Genomic DNA, 19077 nt, shown 5'->3' on the forward strand with positions numbered 1-19077 from the left:
TGCCAATTGCGAGGCACGGCAAGATGGCAGCTCGGGCAAATTTCCCAAGCCGGATTGGGCATGGCTCTTTGGACCGGGCGCGGCGGCTTTGATCTAATGGGCAGGAAATCGCGGCAGGCCAATCTTTAGAGGCCAGGAGCAGTGCAGCATGAGTTCGATGACGATTGGGCCGATCGCGGGGCCTGCTGCCGACCCATCCGAGCGCAGCGCGCTCCTGTTCTGGATGATCTTCACCGGGCTTTCGATCTTCGCCGTCGTGCTGCTGTGGCGGTTCGGCCTGATCCGTCTGATGCTGACCTCGGATCGAACCTACATTTCCAGCGTGATCGCACTGCTCTATGTGCTCACCTGCGGCCACTGCTTCCTGCGTACGCGGGCCATTGCCCGTGAGGGCGCGGCGGCCCGGCGCTGCCGGGCGGCGCTCGCGGCACCCGACGGCAGCAAAGTGCTCGATGCGAGCGCGACCGCATTGCCGCGCGGGCTGGTCCGCGACCATATCGACAGCCTTGTGACAAAGGCCGCCGCGCAGGACTACCGTCCGGTGGACCAGACGCTATTGCTGCGGACGCTTGCCGACCGGCTGCGCGGCTCCAACGGCTTCGGGGCCTTCGTCTCGGATACGCTGATGAAGCTCGGCCTGCTCGGCACCATCGTCGGCTTCATCATCATGCTGGCGCCGATCGCGGGGCTGGATGCCGCCGACAAGGTCGCGATGCGATCTTCGATGGGGCTGATGAGCGACGGCATGGCGGTCGCGATGTACACGACACTGGCGGGCCTGGTCGGTTCGATCCTGGTCCGCATCCAGTATTACATGCTGGATGCCGCGACCCAGCGGGTGTTCTCGGATGCGGTGGTGCTGACCGAGACCTATGTGACGCCGGTGCTGGAGCGCAAGGGTTTTGGAATCGAGGGGTCTGGAATCAAGGGCGCCGGAACCCAGTCATGATGGGCGATTTCGGTCTCTATCCGCGCGAGGAGCCGTTCGATCCGCTGGGCGTGATGCTGTTCAAGGCGCTCCAGGTGATCGCTTTCCTTTTCTTCCTCGCACTGCTCGCGGTCTCGCCGGACGCCAAGGACGGCAAGATCGATTCCAAGGCCGAGTTCATGATCACGCTGGACTGGCCGGACAGCCATCCCGACGATCTCGATCTGTTCGTGCAGGATCCCGTCGGCAATATCGCCTGGTATCGCCACCGCGAGGCCGGCTTCCTCACGCTCGACCGCGACGATCGCGGCGGAGCCAACGACTTCATCGTCGTCAACGGCAAGAAGATTGCCTCGCCGATCCGCGAGGAGATCGTCACCGTGCGCGGCATCGTCCCCGGCGAATACACGGTCAACGTCTCACATTTCGTGGCCACGACAGGCGAACCCGTCACGGCCAATGTGAAGGTGCAGAAGCTCAATCCGACTGCGCAAGTGGTCTTCGACAACAAGTTCACCCTCGACCACACCGGCGACGAGAAGACCGCGGTGCGGTTCCGGCTTGATGCCGAAGGCAAGGTCGTCAATGTGGATCAGCGGCCGAAATCGCTGCTGGAGACCTTTCGCAGCAGTTGGCGCAACGGCGCCGATCTCGACCCGAGCACCGGCGTGAGCAAGAACGCTGTGAGGGTGCGCCGTGACTAGCTTGCAGACGGTCATCCTCACGCTATCGATAGCCTATGCCGTCATCGGCGCGCTGCTGCTGGTCGTGCTGGTCTATGCGCGGCTGCACTGGTCGATCAAGGCCGTCGCGGTGATCGTGACCAGCGCCTTCTATGTCGTCAGCTTCACCGAGATGCGCGGGCTGCTCGGCTGGGCCAGCGCCGACCGGCTGCCGGCGAACTTCAAGCTGCTGAAGGCCCGTATCGTCGAGCCGCATTCGCTGGAGGGCGATCCCGGCTCGATCTATCTCTGGGTCGAGCAGCTCGACGAGGACAATCGCCCGAGCGGCATCCCGCGCGCCTTTCGTGTGCCCTATAATGACAGGCTGGCCGACAAGACCCACGCGGCGGAGAACGAGATCGCGCTGGGACATCCGCAAGGCGGGCGCGCCGCCGATTTCGGCGGCGGCGATGGCAGCCTCATCGATATGGTCCGGGAATATGTGACGCCCAAGACCATCGTGGAGACGAGTGGCGGAGACTCCTCGACCGGCGAGTTCAGCGCTCCGCAGGCCGGCGCACAGGGCGCCGTGTTCACCCCGATTCCGCCGCCCCGGATGCCGCCGAAGGACGAGCAATAGGCTCTTCACCATCGCGACAGGGCACCGCTGGCAAACCGCGCGCCGCTGGCGCATGTTCTTGACCTCCCTCAATTTGGCCTCATCGGCTCCCAATAAGGTTCGAGGGTGGAGGGTGCGTGCTTCTCGCTGTTTTCTCGGATATCCACGGCAACCGGCAGGCGTTCGAGGCGTGCCTGAAAGTCGCGCGGGCGCGTGGCGCCGAGCGCTTCATCTTGCTTGGCGACTTCGTCGGCTATGGCGCCGATCCGGAATGGGTGGTGGATACCGCGATGGAGCTGGTTGCCCAGGGCGCCGTCGCCGTGCGCGGGAATCATGACCAGGCAGTGAATTCCTCGGCCGAGGCCATGAATGCCGAGGCGCAAATCGCGATCGAATGGACCCGCGGCCGGCTCGACACCGCGCAGCGGCGGTTCCTGGCGGAATTGCCGATGCTGGTGGAGGACGGCGATCGCCTGTTCGTGCATTCGGAAGCCTCCAGTCCCCGAAGCTGGCACTATGTCCGATCGACGGCGGACGCCGCCAAAAGCCTGATCGCGACGCCAGCTCATGTCACGTTCTGCGGCCACATCCACCGCCCGGCGATCTACTCGATGTCGGTGACGGCGAAGATGTCGGGACTCGTGCCTAAGACCGACGTCTCCGTGCCTTTGCTGCGCGGGCGGCAATGGCTTGCTGTGCTTGGCTCGGTCGGCCAGCCGCGCGATAACGATCCATCCGCGGCTTTCGCGCTGTTCGACACGGTCTCGTGTCTGATCACCTATTGCCGCGCGCCCTACGATGTCGAGACGGCCGCAAGCCGGATCCGCGAGAACGGCCTGCCGCATTGGCTCGCCGACCGACTGTCGCAGGGACGCTAGAGGCCGATGCCGAAACCCCTCGTCAAATCGGGCGCAGAGATCGACGGCTACACGATCGGCGAATGCGTCCATGCCGGCGGCATGGCGACGCTGTGGACGGTCACCCATCCCGGCATCGACGTGCCGCTGCTGATGAAGATTCCGCGGGTATCGGAGGGCGAGGACCCCGCGGCGATCGTCTCCTTCGAAATGGAGATGATGATCCTGCCGCGGCTGGCCGGGCCGCACGTACCCTCATGTTTCGGCACCGGCGATTTCGCCCACCAGGCCTATGTCGTGATCGAGCGCATCTCCGGGACCACGCTCTACAAGCGGCTGCCCGACCTGCCGCTGCCGTATGACGAGGCGCGGCAACTCGTCGCCAGGATCGCGACGGGGCTCGCGGATTTGCACCGGCAGCACGTGATCCATCACGACATCAAGCCGAGCAGCATCATGTTCCGCGAGAGCGGCGAGGCGGTGCTGATCGACTATGGCCTGTCGCATCACAACCACCTGCCGGACCTGTTGCAGGAGGAATTCCGCCTGCCTTACGGCACCGCGCCCTATATGGCGCCGGAACGGCTGTCAGGGGTGCGAGACGATCCGCGCAGCGATCTGTTCTCGCTCGGCGTGCTGCTCTATTTCTTCACGACCGGCGAGCGGCCGTTCGGTGAGGGCGAGACGCTGCGTGCGATGCGGCGCCGGCTGTGGCGCGATCCGCACCCGCCGCGCTCGCTTCGCGCCGACTATCCGCCCTGGCTCCAGGAGGTGGTGCTGCGATGCCTCGAGATCGAGCCGGTGCGGCGCTATCCGACGGCGTCCCAGCTCGCCTTCGATCTCACCCACCCGGACCAGGTCAGGCTCACCACACGCTCGGAGCGGATGAAGCGCGATCCGTTAAGCGTCGCTTGGCGGCGCCGCTTCAATCAAGGCGTCATGCAGCCGCGCGCGAAATCGGATGTCGCAGCCCAGATCGCATCAAGCCCGATCCTCGCGGTCGCGCTCGACACCGTGGAAGGCGCCCCCGAGCTGAACGAAGCGTTGCGCGTCACCACCGAGCGCATTCTCGCCACGCTGCCGTCGGCGCGGCTCGCCTGTCTCAACGTGCTGAAGCTCAACCGCATCGCGATCGACAGGACGCTGGATGAGCAGGGCTCCAACAAGCATATCGACCGGTTGGTGGCGCTCAGACACTGGGCCACGCCGCTCAAGCTGGATGAAAGCCGGCTGTCGGCTCACGTGCTGGAAGCCGTCGATCCGGCCGCGGCCATCCTGGAGTTTTGCGAGGTCAACCACGTCGACCACATCATCATCGGCGCGCGGCAGGGCTCGTTCAGGCGCACGCTGCTCGGCAGCGTTTCGGCCAAGGTGGCCTCGGAAGCGGCCTGCACCGTCACCGTGGTACGGCCGCCGCGAATGGCTGCGGATGCGGGCGAGGAGGCCGGCTAGGGCCGCGCTCTGGATTCTGGAAGGTTCAGGCCGCGTGAGCGGTGTGGACGGAGCGTTTGCGGCGGATCGGCCAGGAGAATTGCGGGCCGGGCTCGCCGTGATCCGCGCTGCCGCCGAAGAACTGGATGATCTCGCGGCAGGGCTCGCAGTTGAACAGGTTACGCGACGCGGACGCCTTGGTCATTTCCTTCAGGCAGTTCGGGCAATGCGGCTTCATGAGCTTGGTCCAGAAAAAGAATTCAATGCCGGCGCGGTGACCGGAGCGGGTGATCCAGGTCCGTCTCGGGCCCGGTGTCGTCGCGCATCTCGCCTTCGGTGCGTTCGAGCCGACCGAAGAAAAAATCGAGGTCAGGATGCGGGCGCCGCGGGATGCGGCACCGGCGCTTCGGCTGACGTTTCACGAGCGCGATCTGCATGGGGTCAGGCCCGATACCAGTCGCGACGGGCGATGCGGGTCGAGCGAGCCGAGACCTTCACCGGTCCGGCCGATGGACCAAACACAACAAACGCACAAAAACCAAGCCACAACGCCACGCCAGTCCAAACCAGGGTCGTCGTCATGATGTGCTCCGCGAAAACAGGCAAGAATCACTAGCGGTGATTTGCGCGAATCAGGGAAGCCCGGAGGAGTACGGATCAAGGTTGCAAGTTTAGGCATTGCGCGCCGCAACACCCGTAGAAGCCGCACATCTGTGGAGCTGCGCGCGAGCCTTCAGATCGCCTCGCCGCGCGCGCCCGCGGCGGCGTTGCGGATCGCGGCGATGTTGGTCTTGTAGGCGTCCTGCGTGCCGCCCCTGAACACGGATGTGCCCGCGACGAAGGCGTTGGCGCCGGCCGCGGCCAGCGGACCTGCGACGTCGGAGCCGACGCCGCCATCGACTTCGATATCGATTGGACGGCCCGCTGTCATCGCGCGGATGTCGCGGATCTTGCTGATTGCAGAGGGGATGAAGGCCTGGCCGCCAAAGCCGGGATTGACCGACATCACCAGTACGAGGTCGACCAGGTCCAGCACGTATTCGAGTACGCTGATCGACGTGCCCGGATTGAGCGAAACGCCGGCCTTCTTGCCAAGCGCGCGGATCGCCTGGAGCGAGCGGTGCAGATGGGGACCGGCTTCGGCATGCACCGTGATGTGGTCGCAGCCGGCTTTCGCAAAGGCCTCTAGATAGGGGTCGCAGGGCGAGATCATCAGATGCGCGTCGAAGATCTTCTTGGTGTGCGGGCGCATCGCCTTGATGACGTCGGGGCCATACGAGATGTTGGGAACGAAGTGCCCGTCCATGACGTCGAGATGGATCCAGTCGGCTCCGGCGGCGTCCACGGCGCGCACCTCCTCGCCGAGCCTGGAGAAATCCGAGGCCAGGATCGAGGGCGCGATTGCCAGGGGGCGGGGGGCGAAGGCTTGGGTCATGGCGGTTTCCCGTGGCGGCCGTGAAAGATGGACTCGCCTAACATGGGCCTCTCAGCCGGGCAATGCAGGGGCGGCGTGCTTCCTGTGGGCGGAAATTTCTGCCGCGACCGGCACGAATTGCCGGTGTTCCCGGGCCGTGCAAATCGCGGTGAAAGCGGATTTCATTGAGCTTTTTGCGCTGGCACGGCGCTTGCTGACTTCACCTGAACAGAACATTGGCCGCGGCATGCCGCATCGGTTGGAGTTGTGCAATGTTGTTCGCTCTTGGGGCCGTATCGAGCGCGCTCGACGCGATCCAGTCGCTGACAAATTCGAAATCGTCCACGTCGGCGCAGAAGACGGGGTCCTCGCAAAAGCCGGCGACGAATCCGTTCGCGATCGACAGCGGCAGCAACAGCACGACCGGCGCGACCTCATCGGTCAATGCGGGCAAAACCCCGCAGATCTCGCCGGAGACGATGAACGCGCTGTTCGCCGCGCAGAGCCAATCCTCGGAGAGTACGAGCAGCACAGCCAGCTCGACCTCGTCGAGCTCGACGTCTTCGTCCTCGACGCGCCGCGACGCCGCCTTGAAGGATCTGTTCTCGCAGATCGATGGGGACGGCGACGGCAAGATCACCAAGTCGGAATTCGAGAATGCGCTCGGCGCCGGCGGCACCAACCTCGCGCAGGCCGACGACGTTTTCTCGAAGCTGGATTCGAATACCGACGGCAGCGTTAGCCTCGATGAGATGTCCAAGGCACTGAAGAGCGGTCATCGCGGCCACCATCACGCGCAAGGTGCGGGCGATGCGTCCGGCAGCGGTTCGGATTCATCCTCGCGATCCACCGGCGGCTCCACCTCGACCTCGACGACGGGCGCCGACGGCTCGACCACCACCACCGTCACCTACGCCGACGGCTTCAAGATGTCGACGACGGTCCCGGGCGCCTCCAGCTCGCGTAATTCAGCCTACGATCTGTTCGCACAGTTGATGCAGCGGCAAGGCGGGCAGGGACAAGGTGCCTCAGCGACTGTCGGTTCATCGATGTCGATGAGCGTGTAGCCCCGCTCACGGCTAACCGGCATATTCGTGAGTGATGTCACGAAAGACATACCGATCATGGATTTCGTGGTTGAAGAACGTACCCTTTGAGCGCGCATTCCTGAACGCCGCGGCCACCTCGGGCGGAACGTCCTCGTAGACATAGAGGCGTCCGCTGACGAAAGCCACCTTCAGTTCGCGCGTGTCGGGTGCATAGCGGAAAAAGCGGATCACGGAAGACGGCATGGCGGTGCACCTTGGCCCCTCAGGGTAACGCTGTGCCCGCCGTTTCGTTTCTAGCCAAACCGATCCTTCCACGCCGGCATCGCGCCGGCAAACGGCAGGGCCGTCGCATTGTAGACGCCGCGAGCGATCGCGCGTGCGACCACGTTGGCGGCGACCGTGCCGAGTTCGGTAAGCCCAACCAGCGGTTCGATCGGCTTTTCGCCCGTTGCGGCGGCGAACAGCACGTCGCCGTCGGTCGGGGCATGCACCGGATAGATCGCACGGGCAAACCCGGTATGCGCGATCATCGCAAGCCGCTTGGCCTGTGCCTTGGTCAGCGTGGCATCGGTGACGACGAGGCCGATCGTGGTGTTCTCACGCGCGCTCGCTGCGGGGCCGCCCTTGATGCGCATCGCCAGCATGTCCGGCGTGAACGCGGACGGCAGACCGCGCCCGCCGAACTCGCCGTTCTCCTCGAATGGCGCAGCCCAGAACCAAGGCCCTTCGCCAACGGTCGTGCTGCCGACCGCGTTGACGACCATGATCGCTGCGACCTTGACGCCGTTGGCCAGGACCGCGGAGGCCGAGCCCAGTCCGCCCTTGAAGGTCGCGGTGGTGGCACCAAGGCCGGCGCCGACGCTGCCCAGCGCGAAATCGTCGCTGGCGGCCAACGCTGCGGCGTAGCCGAGATCGCGATAGGGCGCGAAGCGTCCCCAGGCTTTGTCGCCACCGTTGAGCAGGTCGAAAACGATCGCGCCCGGCACGATCGGAATCACAACCTCGCGAATCCGCAAGCCGCGGCCTTGTTCGGCGAGCCAGGCCTGGATGCCGCCGCCTGCGTCGATTCCAAAGGCGGAGCCGCCGGACAGCGCAATGGCGTCAACGCGATCGACGGTGCTGGCGAGGTCGAGCAACGCATCTTCGCGCGTACCGGGTCCGCCGCCGCGAACATCGATGGCCGCAACCGCGGGGGCGTCGAAGATGATCGCGGTCGTGCCAGTGGCGATTTTCGCATCTTCGGCGTGGCCGACGCGGACGCCGGCGATATCGGTGAGAAGGTTTTTCAAGGCGGCTCCGCGGGCTGAAAGGCGTTCGCTTCAGCGATATCGTAGGGATGCCGCACGCTCAACCCGCGAGCGCGGTCCTCAGCATCTTGGCGAGCTCGGACTTGCGGTAGGGTTTTGCCAGCAGCAGCACGCCGGAATCGAGCCGCCCGTGATGGACGATGGCGTTCTCGGTGTAGCCCGAGGTGAACAGCGTCTTCAAATCGGGGCGGCGGCGAGCCGCCTCATCGGCGAGCTGGCGGCCATTCATACTGCCCGGCATGATGACGTCCGTGAACAGCAGGTCGATGTCCTTGTCGGCGTCGATGATGACGAGGGCCTCGGCCGCGTTGGCGGCTTCGAGGGCTGCATAGCCGAGGCTCTTGATCTGGGTCACGACATATTGGCGCACCAGCGCGTCGTCCTCGACGATCAGGATTTTTTCGTGGCCGCCGGTGACGGGTGCGTTCTGGAGCGCCTCGAATTCGGTCTCCTGCACGCCGCTCGAGCGCGGCAGGTAGATCTTCACGCTCGTGCCGTGGCCTTCCTCGCTGTAGATCTTGATGTGTCCGCCGGACTGCTTGACGAAGCCGAACACCATGCTGAGCCCGAGGCCTGTGCCCTTGCCGACCTCTTTGGTGGTGAAGAAGGGATCGAACACCCGGTCGATCAACTCCGGCGGGATTCCGGAGCCGGTGTCGCTGACGGCGATCATGACGTAATTTCCGGCCATCACGTCGGGATTCATGCTGGCATAGCCGTCGTCGAGGAAGATGTTGCGGGTTTCCAGCACCAGCGTGCCGCCGTCGGGCATCGCATCGCGCGCGTTCAGCGCGAGATTGAGGATCGCGGTGGAAAGCTGGCCCGGGTCGATCAGTGCCGGCCACGCATCCTCGGTGAGTTGCGGCATGATGGTGATCTGCTCGCCGAGCGTGGGATGCAGGAGCTTTGCGGCCTCGAGCGTCAATGCGTTGACGTCGATTTCGCGCGGCTGGAGCGGCTGCTTGCGGGCGAAGGCGAGCAGATGCTTGGTCAGTTGCGCGCCGCGCTCGGCGGCGTCGTCGATCAGCTTGGTGATAGCGGCGAGCTCGGGACGGTCAGCGACGGCGTCGGCCAAAATGCCGATCGTGCCAGTGATGACGGTCAGCACATTGTTGAAGTCGTGCGCGACGCCGCCGGTCAATTGACCAATGGAATCCATCTTCTGGACGTGCCTGAACTGCGCCTCGGCGGCCTGCTTCTCGGTGAGGTCGCGGCCGATGAAGAAATGGCGCTTGACCGGCTCGGACCAAGTGCCCATCCAGTTCAGCGTGACCTCGTGACCGTCGTAGTGGTAGTAGCGCGCCTCGAAGCTGCGCTTGACCGCGCCGCGCCGCGCCGCGCGCATCTCGTCGCGCGTCTTCTGGAGGTCATCGGGATGAATGAACTCGGTGGCGCTGTGCCCGATCATGTCCTCCGGACTCAGGCCGAGAATGGTCTTCACGCTCGGGCTGACCTGGATGAAATTGCCAAAACCGTCGGTAACCAGGATCAGGTCCTGCGAGGTCTCGAAGATCCGCTGCCGCTCCTCGACCTCGCGGCGCAGTTTTTCTCGTGCCTGCTTCTCTTCCGTGATGTCGTGGGCGATCTTGGAGGCGCCGATGATCTGTCCGCTGGCTGATTTCAGCGGAGAAACATTGAGGACGACGTCGACCCGCCGGCCGTCCTTTCGGATCCGGACCGTCTCGTGCTGGGCGATCGTTTCGTTGCCGCCGACCCGGTTCAGGATACCCCTGACCTCGGCCTTGCGATCCTCAGGCACGATGATGTCGATCGGCTGGCCGACGGCCTCCGCGGCGGCATAGCCGAACAGCTGTTCGGCGGCCTTGTTCCAGCCCGTGATGATACCGTCGAGCGTCTTCGTGATGATGGCATCATTGGCGGATTCGACGACGGCGCCGTACAGGGCAAGGCGCTTGCCGTAATAGTCGCGATCCAATGCCGACTGCTGCCGCAGCCTGCCGACGAGACCCAGCGTATGCGCCTGAAGGCGGACATTTTCGATCAAAAGCACCGCGAGCACGAAGGTCGCCGCGCAGAGGCCGTAGAGGCGGCCAGCGTAGAAGCCGAGATCGAAGCGCGCGACGTTGACGATCGCCGACAGCGCGATATCGAACAGCCATGCGCACATCACCACCATGAGCCAGACATCGATAACCGAATGCGGACGGCGGAACCACAGCGAGACCAGCGCGGCGAAGCTCAAGGACCAGACAAAGGACACCACGCCGATCATGATCTGCGTGTAACGGCCATCGCGCAGCAGGACCGGAAGCAGGTCGTGCTGGGCAGTGACGATCCAGGTCAAGACGATCATGACCGCGACGACGCCGACCACGCTGGCGTAGATCGCCTTGCTTGCCGAGCCGGCGATCCGGGCGCCGCCGTCGGCCTCCTTGAGCCAGGCATAGGCCAGCACGCAGAGCGGGAAGCCGCCGTGCCAGATCATGTAGAGCCAGACCGTGGTCTGCTGGTTGGCCCCCAGCAGCCCGGTCGGCGAAAAAAGTCCGGGGAAGGTGAGGGCATGGACCACGGCCGCGGCGGCGGTGAACAGATAACCCGTCGCGAGCACGAGCAGCGCGCGGGTCCTGAGCACCGCAAACTGCGACAACAGCAGGACCGCGGTGACGATGTCCGCGACGACGAGGGCGGATTGATAGCTCGCGACGAAGGCTGGCACAGGCAGCAGCGGGATACCAGCGAAGGGCACGGCCACTGCGAACAGGATCGAGGAGACGCCGACGATCGCCAATGCTGCGCTGCGGTCTTTCGGGGTGGCCGGCAACGTCGAAAGGAATGTGTTCCGATCGGTTGTCGCGGACACGTGCAGCTCTCGCAGATCGGTCTTGAGCATTTTTGCCAATCTCATTTGGCCCAATCTATTTCCGCCCATGGTAGCGGGTTCTGGGCACGCATCATGACAAAACCCACTGCGACTCAACCGAAGGTTACAGCTTACTTAATTTTATGGGGAACGCGCACGGGGGATTGGGTAAGATGCGCTTTACGGGACGGTGCCATAATGCTCTCCCGCCGCTACGGGTTCCAGGTTTGAATCAGGCATTTTGATTTCAGGATCCGGGAGTTGTTCCCTATGCCCCGCGTTCTCATCATCGACGACCAGAAGGACGTCCGTGCGATGGTCGCGATCGTGCTGCGCGTCAACCGTTATGACGTCGTTGAGGCCGATAGCGGCGCAGCCGGGGTGAAAGCCTTCACCGAGGCCTGCTTCGACGCGGCAATCGTCGACATTTTCCTCGGCGATACCAACGGCGTCGAGGTCATCGCAACCCTGCGCGAGCTTGCACCGAGCCTCCCGGTCGTTGCCGTGTCGGGGATGACGGCGCTGGATTTCATGGAACAATCGCCCCACCTCGCCAACGTGGTCTGCCTGCAAAAGCCGTTTCGGCCGAACGATCTTCTTCAAGCCCTACGGAAGGCCCAAGCCGCGGCTGACACCGCGCTGCCTGCAGCCGTCTGACCCTGACGCAGGAAGAAACGCCCCGGGGCAAGCCGGGGCGCGATGATGATGGGACGAGGCCTTCAGGCCCCCCGGCACGCGTGCTTAGGTGCCGTTGCCGCTGATCGCGGCGTAGCCGCCCTTGGCGTCCCATTTGTAGACGACGTAGTCGAGCTGCTTGATGTCGCCCTTGGCGTCATACTCGATTGGCCCGATTACGGTGTCCCACTTGCCGGCCTTGATGGCCGCCATGACCTTCTTGGCGTCGGTGGTCCCGGCCTTCTTGGCCGCCTGCGACCAGACCTGCATCGCCGCGTAGGTGTAGAGCGTGTAGCCTTCAGGGTCGATGTTCTTGGCCTTGAAGGCCTCGACGATCTTCTTCGCGGTCGGCTTGTTGCGCGGATCGGGGCCGAAGGTGAACAGCGTACCTTCGCCGGCCGGGCCGGTGATGGAGGCATATTCCTTGTCGGCGAGGGCGTCGCCGGCCATCAGCACGGTCTTGAGGCCCTGGTCGCGCATCTGGCGCAGGATCAGGCCGCTCTCCTGATGGTAGCCTCCGACATAAACGAGATCGATGTTGTCGCGCTTCAGCCGCGAGACGATCGCGTTGAAGTCCTTGTCGCCCTTGTTGTAGGACTCGTACATCTTCTCGGTGACGCCAGCCTTGTTGAGCGCCTTCTTGGTCTCGTCCGCAAGACCCTTGCCGTAGGTGGTCTTGTCGTTGAGGATGGCGATATTCTTGCCCTTGTAGTTCTTGGCGATGTACTGGGCGGCGACCAGGCCCTGCTGGTCGTCGCGGCCGCAGACGCGCGCCACGTTCCACAATCCGCTGTCGGTGAACTTGGGATTGGTGGAGGCGGGAGTAATCTGGAGCACGTTGCCGTCGGCATAGGCTTCCGACGCGGGGATCGACGACGACGAGCAATAATGCCCGGCCACGAACGGGATTTTCGCGCCGGCGATCTTCTCGGCGATCGAGCGCGCCTGCTTCGGATCGCAGGCGTCGTCCTCGACGGATAGCGCGAGCTTCTTGCCGTTGAGGCCGCCGGCGGCGTTGATGTCGGCGACGGCCATCTCGGCGCCGTTCTTCATCTGGCGGCCGAAGGCGGACTCGCCGCCGGTCATCGGACCTGCGACTGCGACGGTGACATCCTGCGCGAATGTCGCGCTCGACAGCGCGATCGATGCGCCGAATGCCAGACCGATGAGCTTCAGTGATTTCATGAGATACCTCGAGGGTGGTCGCCTGTGGAAGTTACCGGGCATGCCCGGTTCAAACCGGCGCCATTCTTGAATGAATTTGAGGAGAAGTCACCGGCAAAATACGGGCATTGGCAGAGATATCTCGCCTCATTCGGCCGCACGGGTTCGCTTTCGGGCGCCTCAACCGTGCCGGCCGCCTTCCAGGTAGGCGGCGCGAATCTCGGGGCGCTGCAACAACTCGGCACCGGTCCCGGCCAACGTGATCAGGCCATTGACCATGACATAGCCGCGATGGGCGAGTTTGAGCGCATGGTTGGCGTTCTGCTCGACGATCAGCACGGTCAGGCCGTCCTGCCGGTTCAGAGTGCGGATCGCATCGAAAATCTGGCGCGCGATCAGCGGCGCCAGACCGAGCGAGGGTTCGTCGAGCAGGAGCAGCCGAGGACGGCTCATCAAGGCGCGGCCGATGGCCAGCATCTGCTGCTCGCCGCCGGACAGGGTTCCGCCGCGCTGGGCGTAGCGTTCCTTCAGCCGCGGAAACAGCGTGAACACGCGGTCTAGCGTCGCCTCGCGTTCGGCGTCGGTGCATTCGGTGGCGTCCGCGCCCATCTGGAGATTTTCCGCCACGCTCATGCGCGGGAAGATGCGGCGGCCCTCCGGCGATTGCGCGATGCGCAAATGCGCGATCTCGTGGGTGGGCACTTCGGTGATGTCGCGGCCTTCGTACAGGATCTGGCCGGCGCGGGCGCGCGGCTTGCCGAAGATCGTCATCATCAGCGTCGACTTGCCGGCACCGTTGGCACCGATCAGCGCCACGATCTCGCCGGCGTTGATCTCGAGGTCGACGCCTTTCAGCGCCTCGATCTTGCCGTAGGCGGCGCGAAGGCTGCGGATCGCGAGCAGGGCAGTGGGGGACGTCACGACCCGCTCTCCATCACGGCCGCCGCCTCTTCCTCATCTGTGCCGAGATAGGCGGCGATCACCTTTGGATCGTCGCGAACCTCGCGCGGGGAGCCTTCAGAGATCTTCACCCCGTGGTCCATCACCACGATGTGGTCGGAGATCTCCATCACCACAGACATATCGTGCTCGATCAGCAGGATCGAGGTGCCGAGCTCGTTGCGGATCGACAGCAGCAGCTCGCTCAGGGCGGCACTCTCGCGCGCATTGAGGCCGGCGGCGGGTTCGTCCAGGCACAAGAGCGCGGGCTCGGTGCACATCGCGCGTGCGATCTCGAGCCGTCGCTGGTCGCCATAGGCAAAATTACCGGCGGCATCGTCGGCGCGATCGAGCAAATTGACCCGCTTGAGCCAGTCGGTGGCGAGATCGATCGCGCGCTTCTCGGCGTCGCGGTAGACGGGCGCGCCAACGAGCCCGAGCAAGGTGAAGCCGGAGGCGCGCATCAGCGCGTTGTGCTGCGCCACCATCAGGTTTTCCAGCGCGGTCATGCCGGGAAACAGGCGGATGTTCTGGAAGGTGCGGGCGACCTTGGCCTGCTTGGCGATGCGGAAATCGTTCAGCCGCTCCAGCGCGATCACCTTGCCGTCGTCATGGCTGAGGCGGATGGCGCCGCTGCTCGGCTTGTAGAATCCGGTGATGCAGTTGAACACCGTCGTCTTACCGGCACCGTTGGGTCCGATCAGCGCGGTGATCTTCTTCCGCTCGGCGGCAAACGACAGGTCCTGCACCGCGACGATGCCGCCGAAGCGCATGGTGAGCCGGTCGACCTCGAGAATCTGGTCGCGGCTCATCCGTGCCCCTCCTTGACGAGGTCGGATGAGATCGCGTGTGCCTTGGTCAGGTACACGGTCGGCGCGCGATGGCCGATCAGGCCGCGCGGCCGCCAGATCATGATCAGCACCATGGCCATGCCGAACACCAGCATGCGATAGCTCTCGAGGCTGCGGAACAGCTCGAAACCGCCGATCATGGCGAGCGCTGCGAGCGCCACGCCTAGCTGTGAGCCCATGCCGCCGAGCACGACGATGGCGAGTACCAGTGCCGATTCCTGGAAGGTGAAGGATTCCGGGCTGATGAAGCCCTGGCGTGTCGCGAAGAACGCGCCGGCAAAGCCGCCGAACATCGCACCGGTCGCGAATGCCGTGAGCTTGGTCGTCGTGGTGTTGATGCCGAGCGCGCGGCAGGCGACCTCGTCCTCGCGCAGGGCTTCCCAGGCGCGGCCGATCGGCAGGCGGCGCAGCCGGATCGTCACCCAGTTGGTGAGCAGCGCGAGCGCCAGGATCAGGTAGAACAGGAAGACGATGCGGTGGGTCGGCGAATATTCGATACCGAGCCTGGCGGCGAGCCCGTTGTCGCTGTTGTCGAGCGGGATGCCGAAGAAGGAGGGGCGGGGAATGCTGGAGACGCCGTTGGGACCGCCGGTCAGATCCTGCCAATTGATGATGACGAGGCGGATGATCTCGCCGAAGGCGAGCGTCACGATCGCGAGGTAATCGCCGCGCAGGCGCAGCACGGGAAAGCCGAGCAGCACGCCCCAGAATGCGGCGAGGACGCCCGCGAGCGGCAGGCAGATCCAGAACGACCAGCCGAAATTGGTCGCGAGCAGCGCGTAGGAATAGGCGCCGACCGCATAGAAGGCGACGTAGCCGAGATCGAGCAGGCCGGCGAGGCCAACCACGACGTTCAGTCCCCAGCCCAGCATCACATAGGTGAGCACGAGGATGGCGAGATCGAGGATGTAGCGCTGGTCATAGAAGATCACGGGCACCAGCAGCGTGAAGATCAGGAGCGCCGGTGCGAGATAGCGGCCGAGGAACGACATTCCGCTCTGCACCGCCGGCGGCACCAGCTTCTCGGCGCCGGTCGGACCGATCCATTGCTTGAGCAGCTCGAGCACGATCGAGCCGCCGAATACCGCGGCGACGAGGGAGGCGACCTCGCCGAATCGCGTCCAATAGGTGAGCTGGCCGTCGGAACCGGCTTCGGTGCGGACGCCGACCATCAGCGAGAACAGCACCAGCGCGATCAGCGCGTTGAAGCAGGCGGTCTTCAGGAGAGCGGCGATGCCCGATGCAGCTTTGGCCGTATTGATCGAGGGAGTGTTCACGCGCGCGACCGTCAGACTTTTTCGACTTCGGGGCGGCCGAGCAGGCCGGTCGGCATGAAGATCAGCACGACGATCAGGATCGAGAACGCGGCGACGTCCTTGTATTCGACCGAGAAATAGGCCGACCAGAACGTCTCGATCAGCCCGATGGCGAGCCCCCCGAGCATGGCGCCGGGCAGCGAGCCGATGCCGCCGAGTACGGCCGCGGTGAACGCCTTGATGCCGGCGACGAAGCCCATGAAGAAATCGACCAGGCCGTAATAGAGCAGGTACATCAGGCCGGCCACTGCGGCGAGCGCAGCGCCGATCACGAAGGTCATGGAGATGGTGCGGTCGACGTTGACGCCGAGCAGCGCCGCCATGGTCTGGTCCTGCTCGCAGGCGCGCATGTCGCGCCCGAGCCGGGTGCGCGACACCAGCCAGGTGAAGATCGCCAGCAACACGATGGTGGTGATGACCACCACGATCTGGATGTTGGAGAGCTGGATGACGAAGCCATCGGCGCTCTCGTGCAGCGTATAGCCGCCGGTGATCACTGGCGGCACTGGCTTCACCCGCGCGCCTTGCGCCACCTGCGAATAGTTGGTCAGCACGAACGACATGCCGATCGCCGACAGCATCGGCGCGAGGCGGAAGGAGTGCCGCAGCGGACGGTAGGCAATGCGCTCGATGGTCCAGCCATACAGCGCTGTGACCGCCATCGAGACCAGGATCACGATCAAAAGGATCACCGGGACCGCAGTCAGGCCGGTCGAGACCAGGAGAAGGAAGGTGATCAGCGCGATGAACCCCCCGATCATGAAGACATCGCCATGGGCGAAGTTGATCATGCCGACGATGCCGTAGACCATCGTGTAGCCGATCGCGATCAGCCCGTAGATCGAGCCGAGCACGAGGCCGTTGATGAGCTGCTGGGCGAAATAATCCATAGGCTGCCGTACCCAAATCTGACGCGGCTCAAAGGGAGCTCTTCGAGAGAGAGTGCTGGTTTCTTCTCGGGCCCCGGCAGCCCTTAAGCATTCTCGTTTTGTAACAGGAGGGAACTGGCGGCTGCAACCCGGCCCCGCCGCCGCATCAAGGCTTTTACAGAGATCATTTGCCGCTCCGGTTCCCCCGGCAATGGGCGGAACCGGTTCCGCCGGCGCCCAATTGGATGCCCGTCGGGAGGCAGTTAAGGTAAACAAAGGGTTTAAATTGCCGCCACAGTCTGATGCGAGTTAGCTCCCGGCAAGGCCTTCCACGGAAGGCGCGGGCCAAGCGAAACGGGAAGCGGCATGTTCGGAAACTGGCGGATCGGTTCGGTCAACGGCGCACTTCTGGCGGCCTATTTCGTCCCGGCCTGGACCCTCGTTGCCTTCAACATCATGGTGGCGCCGGTGCACGGGCTCTATGAGCGGCCGAGCGTCGCAGTCGCTCTTTTCCTCAGCGACCATCTCCAGATGGCGGGCATGGACACGGTGCGCGCCGCCTGGCTGCTGGCACTGGGGCGACTGACCGTGGTGGCGTTCTTTGTGATCTACCTTGCGCTGCTCTGCATCCCCCGCGTCCGCAAGAACGGCGGCAGCGACGAAGCGCTCGGCATTGCGCTTGCGATCGGCAGCCTGATCTCGTTTGCGAGCATGATCATGGCTTCGAAGGTCGGCGAGATGGCCGCGCTGCGGCTGCACGCCACCGAACTCCTGCTCCTGCTCGGTGCCGCCATCGTGGTGGTGATCGAACGGCCCGAGGCGGCGCCCAAGATCGTTCAGAAGACCGTCGAGGCGACCCCGCCGCTAGGTCTTGAGCAGGCCGAGCTCCTGCACAATCGCTGAGGCTTCCTTGACGGCGTGGTTCGCGGCCGGCACGCCGCAATAGATCGCTTGCTGCAGCAGAATTTCCTTGATGTCGTCGGGCGTGAAGCCGCCCTCGGCGAGCGCCGCGCGCACATGCAGGCGGAATTCGTCCCATTGGCCAAGCGCAACCATGGTGCCGATCACCAGCACCCGCCGCGTGCGCTCGTCGAAATGCGGCCGCGTCCAGATCTCGCCCCAGGCGTAGCGCGTGATCATGTCCTGGAAATCGGTGTTGAATGCATTGCGACCCACGATCGACTTGTCGACCCAGGCATTGCCCAGCACTTTTCGGCGCACGTTCATGCCGGCATCGCGGCGTTTCTGGTCGTCCATGCTGTTCTCCTCCGGATCAGTCATTCCGGGGCGCCTCGGAGAGGCGAAACCGGAATCTCGAAGTGGTGAAATGCGGATCGAAATTCCGGGCTCGATGCTTCGTATCGCCCCGGAATGGCGATGGCGCGATCAGCGTTGCGTCAAAAAGCCCACGACCGCGTCGGTGAACGCGTGTGGCTGCTCGACATTGGAAATGTGGGCGGCGTCGATGATGGTCATGCTCGCGCCGGGAATGCTTGAGCGGATCAGTTCGCCCGCCGAAATCGGCGTCGCCATGTCGTGGCGGCCGGCGATCACCAGCGTCGGGCTCTTGATCTTCGGCAGCAGCGCGCGCTGGTCGAGCGTCGACAGCGCCTCGCAGCAGGCGAGATAGCCTTCGACCGGCGAGGCCAGTAGCATCGCCTTCATCCTGGCGGTGATGTCGGGTGCACGCTCGCGGAAATCCTGGGTGAGCCAGCCGGCAATAACGGCATCGGCGACGGCGGCGATGCCGCCCTTCTTCACGGCGTCGATGCGCTCCAGCCATTTGGTCGGCTCGGCATAGTAGCAGGAGGTGTTGGCGAGGATGAGCTTGCCGAAGCGCTCCGGCGCGTTCGCGCCCAGCCATTGCCCGACCATGCCGCCCATCGACAGGCCGCACCAGTGCACTTTCTCGATATTGAGGTCGTCGAGGATGGCCAGCACGTCGCGGCCGAAGCGCTCCATCGTATAGGGGCCGGGCGGAACGTTGGACTTGCCGTGGCCGCGGCGGTCGTAGCGGATGACGCGGAATATCTGCGTCAGCGCCTTCATCTGCGGCTCCCACATCTGCAGCGTGCAGCCGAGCGAGTTCGACAGCATCAGCGTCGGCCCGCCGTCGCGGCCCTCGACGGAGACGTTGATCAGGCAACCGTCGGCATCGATCATGGGCATGCGGGC

General features: G+C 64.4%; 22 protein-coding genes. 8 read left to right on the top strand and 14 right to left on the bottom strand.

Annotated features, from left to right (window positions below; genetic code table 11):
• Window positions 1–148 precede the first annotated feature (148 nt).
• From ABIC03_RS12145 to ABIC03_RS12165, 5 genes are all read left to right on the top strand, one after another.
• Complete coding sequence (locus ABIC03_RS12145) at window positions 149–949, top strand: MotA/TolQ/ExbB proton channel family protein (protein ID WP_354058305.1); 801 nt, start codon at window positions 149–151, stop codon at window positions 947–949.
• Window positions 946–1632 carry a DUF2135 domain-containing protein gene (locus ABIC03_RS12150; protein ID WP_354058307.1) on the top strand — a complete coding sequence of 229 codons (687 nt, stop codon included), beginning with the start codon at window positions 946–948 and terminating at the stop codon, window positions 1630–1632. The genes ABIC03_RS12145 and ABIC03_RS12150 overlap by 4 nt, the downstream gene beginning before the upstream one ends.
• Window positions 1625–2230 carry a hypothetical protein gene (locus tag ABIC03_RS12155; protein WP_354058309.1) on the top strand — a complete coding sequence of 202 codons (606 nt, stop codon included), beginning with the start codon at window positions 1625–1627 and terminating at the stop codon, window positions 2228–2230. Before ABIC03_RS12150 ends, ABIC03_RS12155 begins: the two co-directional genes overlap by 8 nt.
• A 116-nt stretch (window positions 2231–2346) precedes the next feature.
• Window positions 2347–3087: a metallophosphoesterase family protein gene (locus ABIC03_RS12160; RefSeq protein WP_354058311.1), complete on the top strand. Its 741-nt coding sequence runs from the start codon at window positions 2347–2349 to the stop codon at window positions 3085–3087.
• Between the two features lie 6 nt (window positions 3088–3093).
• Entirely contained in the window at window positions 3094–4518 is a 1425-nt protein-coding gene (locus ABIC03_RS12165; protein ID WP_354058313.1) for a protein kinase domain-containing protein, read from the top strand.
• 25 nt (window positions 4519–4543) lie between these two features.
• On the opposite strand, the gene ABIC03_RS12170 is transcribed toward ABIC03_RS12165, so the two are convergent.
• From ABIC03_RS12170 to rpe, 4 genes are all read right to left on the bottom strand, one after another.
• Window positions 4544–4735, bottom strand: coding sequence for a hypothetical protein (locus ABIC03_RS12170; protein WP_007602380.1), 192 nt, complete (start codon window positions 4733–4735; stop codon window positions 4544–4546).
• A 22-nt stretch (window positions 4736–4757) separates the two neighbouring features.
• Entirely contained in the window at window positions 4758–4934 is a 177-nt protein-coding gene (locus ABIC03_RS12175) for a hypothetical protein (RefSeq protein ID WP_198034867.1), read from the bottom strand.
• A 4-nt stretch (window positions 4935–4938) separates the two neighbouring features.
• On the bottom strand, window positions 4939–5079 hold the full coding sequence (locus ABIC03_RS12180) for a hypothetical protein (RefSeq protein WP_007602382.1): 141 nt from the start codon (window positions 5077–5079) through the stop codon (window positions 4939–4941).
• 151 nt (window positions 5080–5230) lie between these two features.
• Window positions 5231–5932 carry a ribulose-phosphate 3-epimerase gene (gene rpe, locus ABIC03_RS12185; RefSeq protein ID WP_354058316.1) on the bottom strand — a complete coding sequence of 234 codons (702 nt, stop codon included), beginning with the start codon at window positions 5930–5932 and terminating at the stop codon, window positions 5231–5233.
• A 251-nt stretch (window positions 5933–6183) separates the two neighbouring features.
• On the opposite strand from rpe, the gene ABIC03_RS12190 reads away from it, so the two are divergent.
• Entirely contained in the window at window positions 6184–6978 is a 795-nt protein-coding gene (locus ABIC03_RS12190) for an EF-hand domain-containing protein (protein ID WP_354058318.1), read from the top strand.
• Window positions 6979–6990: 12 nt separating this feature from the next.
• Here the strand turns inward: ABIC03_RS12190 and ABIC03_RS12195 are convergent, their stop codons facing one another.
• Genes ABIC03_RS12195 through ABIC03_RS12205 form a run of 3 tightly spaced genes read right to left on the bottom strand, consistent with a single transcriptional unit; the run spans window position 6991 to window position 11118 of the window.
• Complete coding sequence (locus tag ABIC03_RS12195) at window positions 6991–7203, bottom strand: KTSC domain-containing protein (RefSeq protein ID WP_354058320.1); 213 nt, start codon at window positions 7201–7203, stop codon at window positions 6991–6993.
• Window positions 7204–7253: 50 nt separating this feature from the next.
• A complete protein-coding gene (locus ABIC03_RS12200; protein WP_354058322.1) occupies window positions 7254–8249 on the bottom strand; it encodes a P1 family peptidase in 996 nt (331 codons plus the stop codon).
• 58 nt (window positions 8250–8307) lie between these two features.
• Window positions 8308–11118, bottom strand: coding sequence for a PAS domain S-box protein (locus ABIC03_RS12205; RefSeq protein WP_354058324.1), 2811 nt, complete (start codon window positions 11116–11118; stop codon window positions 8308–8310).
• A 240-nt stretch (window positions 11119–11358) separates the two neighbouring features.
• Between ABIC03_RS12205 and ABIC03_RS12210 the strand changes: the two genes are divergently transcribed.
• A complete protein-coding gene (locus ABIC03_RS12210) occupies window positions 11359–11745 on the top strand; it encodes a response regulator (RefSeq protein ID WP_275170110.1) in 387 nt (128 codons plus the stop codon).
• Between the two features lie 84 nt (window positions 11746–11829).
• Here the strand turns inward: ABIC03_RS12210 and ABIC03_RS12215 are convergent, their stop codons facing one another.
• The 5 genes from ABIC03_RS12215 to ABIC03_RS12235 all read right to left on the bottom strand — a co-directional run bounded on the left by ABIC03_RS12215 (window position 11830) and on the right by ABIC03_RS12235 (window position 16923).
• Window positions 11830–12948: a branched-chain amino acid ABC transporter substrate-binding protein gene (locus ABIC03_RS12215; protein WP_275170111.1), complete on the bottom strand. Its 1119-nt coding sequence runs from the start codon at window positions 12946–12948 to the stop codon at window positions 11830–11832.
• Window positions 12949–13107: 159 nt separating this feature from the next.
• Window positions 13108–13848, bottom strand: coding sequence for an ABC transporter ATP-binding protein (locus ABIC03_RS12220; RefSeq protein WP_354058327.1), 741 nt, complete (start codon window positions 13846–13848; stop codon window positions 13108–13110).
• Window positions 13845–14678 carry an ABC transporter ATP-binding protein gene (locus ABIC03_RS12225; protein WP_354058329.1) on the bottom strand — a complete coding sequence of 278 codons (834 nt, stop codon included), beginning with the start codon at window positions 14676–14678 and terminating at the stop codon, window positions 13845–13847. Before ABIC03_RS12225 ends, ABIC03_RS12220 begins: the two co-directional genes overlap by 4 nt.
• Window positions 14675–15994: a high-affinity branched-chain amino acid ABC transporter permease LivM gene (gene livM, locus ABIC03_RS12230; protein ID WP_354058331.1), complete on the bottom strand. Its 1320-nt coding sequence runs from the start codon at window positions 15992–15994 to the stop codon at window positions 14675–14677. The genes ABIC03_RS12225 and livM overlap by 4 nt, the downstream gene beginning before the upstream one ends.
• A gap of 11 nt (window positions 15995–16005) precedes the next feature.
• Entirely contained in the window at window positions 16006–16923 is a 918-nt protein-coding gene (locus ABIC03_RS12235) for an ABC transporter permease subunit (RefSeq protein ID WP_007602412.1), read from the bottom strand.
• Between the two features lie 345 nt (window positions 16924–17268).
• On the opposite strand from ABIC03_RS12235, the gene ABIC03_RS12240 reads away from it, so the two are divergent.
• A complete protein-coding gene (locus ABIC03_RS12240; RefSeq protein ID WP_354058333.1) occupies window positions 17269–17805 on the top strand; it encodes a hypothetical protein in 537 nt (178 codons plus the stop codon).
• Here the strand turns inward: ABIC03_RS12240 and ABIC03_RS12245 are convergent.
• Entirely contained in the window at window positions 17767–18159 is a 393-nt protein-coding gene (locus tag ABIC03_RS12245) for a carboxymuconolactone decarboxylase family protein (protein ID WP_354058335.1), read from the bottom strand. The genes ABIC03_RS12240 and ABIC03_RS12245 overlap by 39 nt on opposite strands.
• Before the next feature lie 129 nt (window positions 18160–18288).
• Window positions 18289–19071 (bottom strand): 3-oxoadipate enol-lactonase, encoded by a 783-nt coding sequence (gene pcaD / locus ABIC03_RS12250; RefSeq protein WP_354058337.1) that lies wholly within the window; start codon window positions 19069–19071, stop codon window positions 18289–18291.
• Window positions 19072–19077: the final 6 nt, after the last annotated feature.

The organism is Bradyrhizobium sp. RT6a (genome assembly GCF_040547675.1).
Classification (GTDB): Bacteria; Pseudomonadota; Alphaproteobacteria; order Rhizobiales; family Xanthobacteraceae; genus Bradyrhizobium.

Coding starts and splice junctions, on each gene's coding strand:
- ABIC03_RS12165 (WP_354058313.1), top strand. CDS start 3,094: ATGCCGAAACCCCTCGTCAAATCGGGCGCAGAGATCGACGGCTACACG.
- ABIC03_RS12245 (WP_354058335.1), bottom strand. CDS start 18,159: ATGGACGACCAGAAACGCCGCGATGCCGGCATGAACGTGCGCCGAAAA.
- rpe (WP_354058316.1), bottom strand. CDS start 5,932: ATGACCCAAGCCTTCGCCCCCCGCCCCCTGGCAATCGCGCCCTCGATC.
- ABIC03_RS12215 (WP_275170111.1), bottom strand. CDS start 12,948: ATGAAATCACTGAAGCTCATCGGTCTGGCATTCGGCGCATCGATCGCG.
- ABIC03_RS12170 (WP_007602380.1), bottom strand. CDS start 4,735: ATGAAGCCGCATTGCCCGAACTGCCTGAAGGAAATGACCAAGGCGTCC.
- ABIC03_RS12195 (WP_354058320.1), bottom strand. CDS start 7,203: ATGCCGTCTTCCGTGATCCGCTTTTTCCGCTATGCACCCGACACGCGC.
- ABIC03_RS12210 (WP_275170110.1), top strand. CDS start 11,359: ATGCCCCGCGTTCTCATCATCGACGACCAGAAGGACGTCCGTGCGATG.
- ABIC03_RS12205 (WP_354058324.1), bottom strand. CDS start 11,118: ATGCTCAAGACCGATCTGCGAGAGCTGCACGTGTCCGCGACAACCGAT.
- ABIC03_RS12225 (WP_354058329.1), bottom strand. CDS start 14,678: ATGAGCCGCGACCAGATTCTCGAGGTCGACCGGCTCACCATGCGCTTC.
- ABIC03_RS12235 (WP_007602412.1), bottom strand. CDS start 16,923: ATGGATTATTTCGCCCAGCAGCTCATCAACGGCCTCGTGCTCGGCTCG.
- ABIC03_RS12150 (WP_354058307.1), top strand. CDS start 946: ATGATGGGCGATTTCGGTCTCTATCCGCGCGAGGAGCCGTTCGATCCG.
- pcaD (WP_354058337.1), bottom strand. CDS start 19,071: ATGCCCATGATCGATGCCGACGGTTGCCTGATCAACGTCTCCGTCGAG.
- ABIC03_RS12175 (WP_198034867.1), bottom strand. CDS start 4,934: ATGCAGATCGCGCTCGTGAAACGTCAGCCGAAGCGCCGGTGCCGCATC.
- ABIC03_RS12240 (WP_354058333.1), top strand. CDS start 17,269: ATGTTCGGAAACTGGCGGATCGGTTCGGTCAACGGCGCACTTCTGGCG.
- ABIC03_RS12180 (WP_007602382.1), bottom strand. CDS start 5,079: ATGACGACGACCCTGGTTTGGACTGGCGTGGCGTTGTGGCTTGGTTTT.
- ABIC03_RS12190 (WP_354058318.1), top strand. CDS start 6,184: ATGTTGTTCGCTCTTGGGGCCGTATCGAGCGCGCTCGACGCGATCCAG.
- ABIC03_RS12145 (WP_354058305.1), top strand. CDS start 149: ATGAGTTCGATGACGATTGGGCCGATCGCGGGGCCTGCTGCCGACCCA.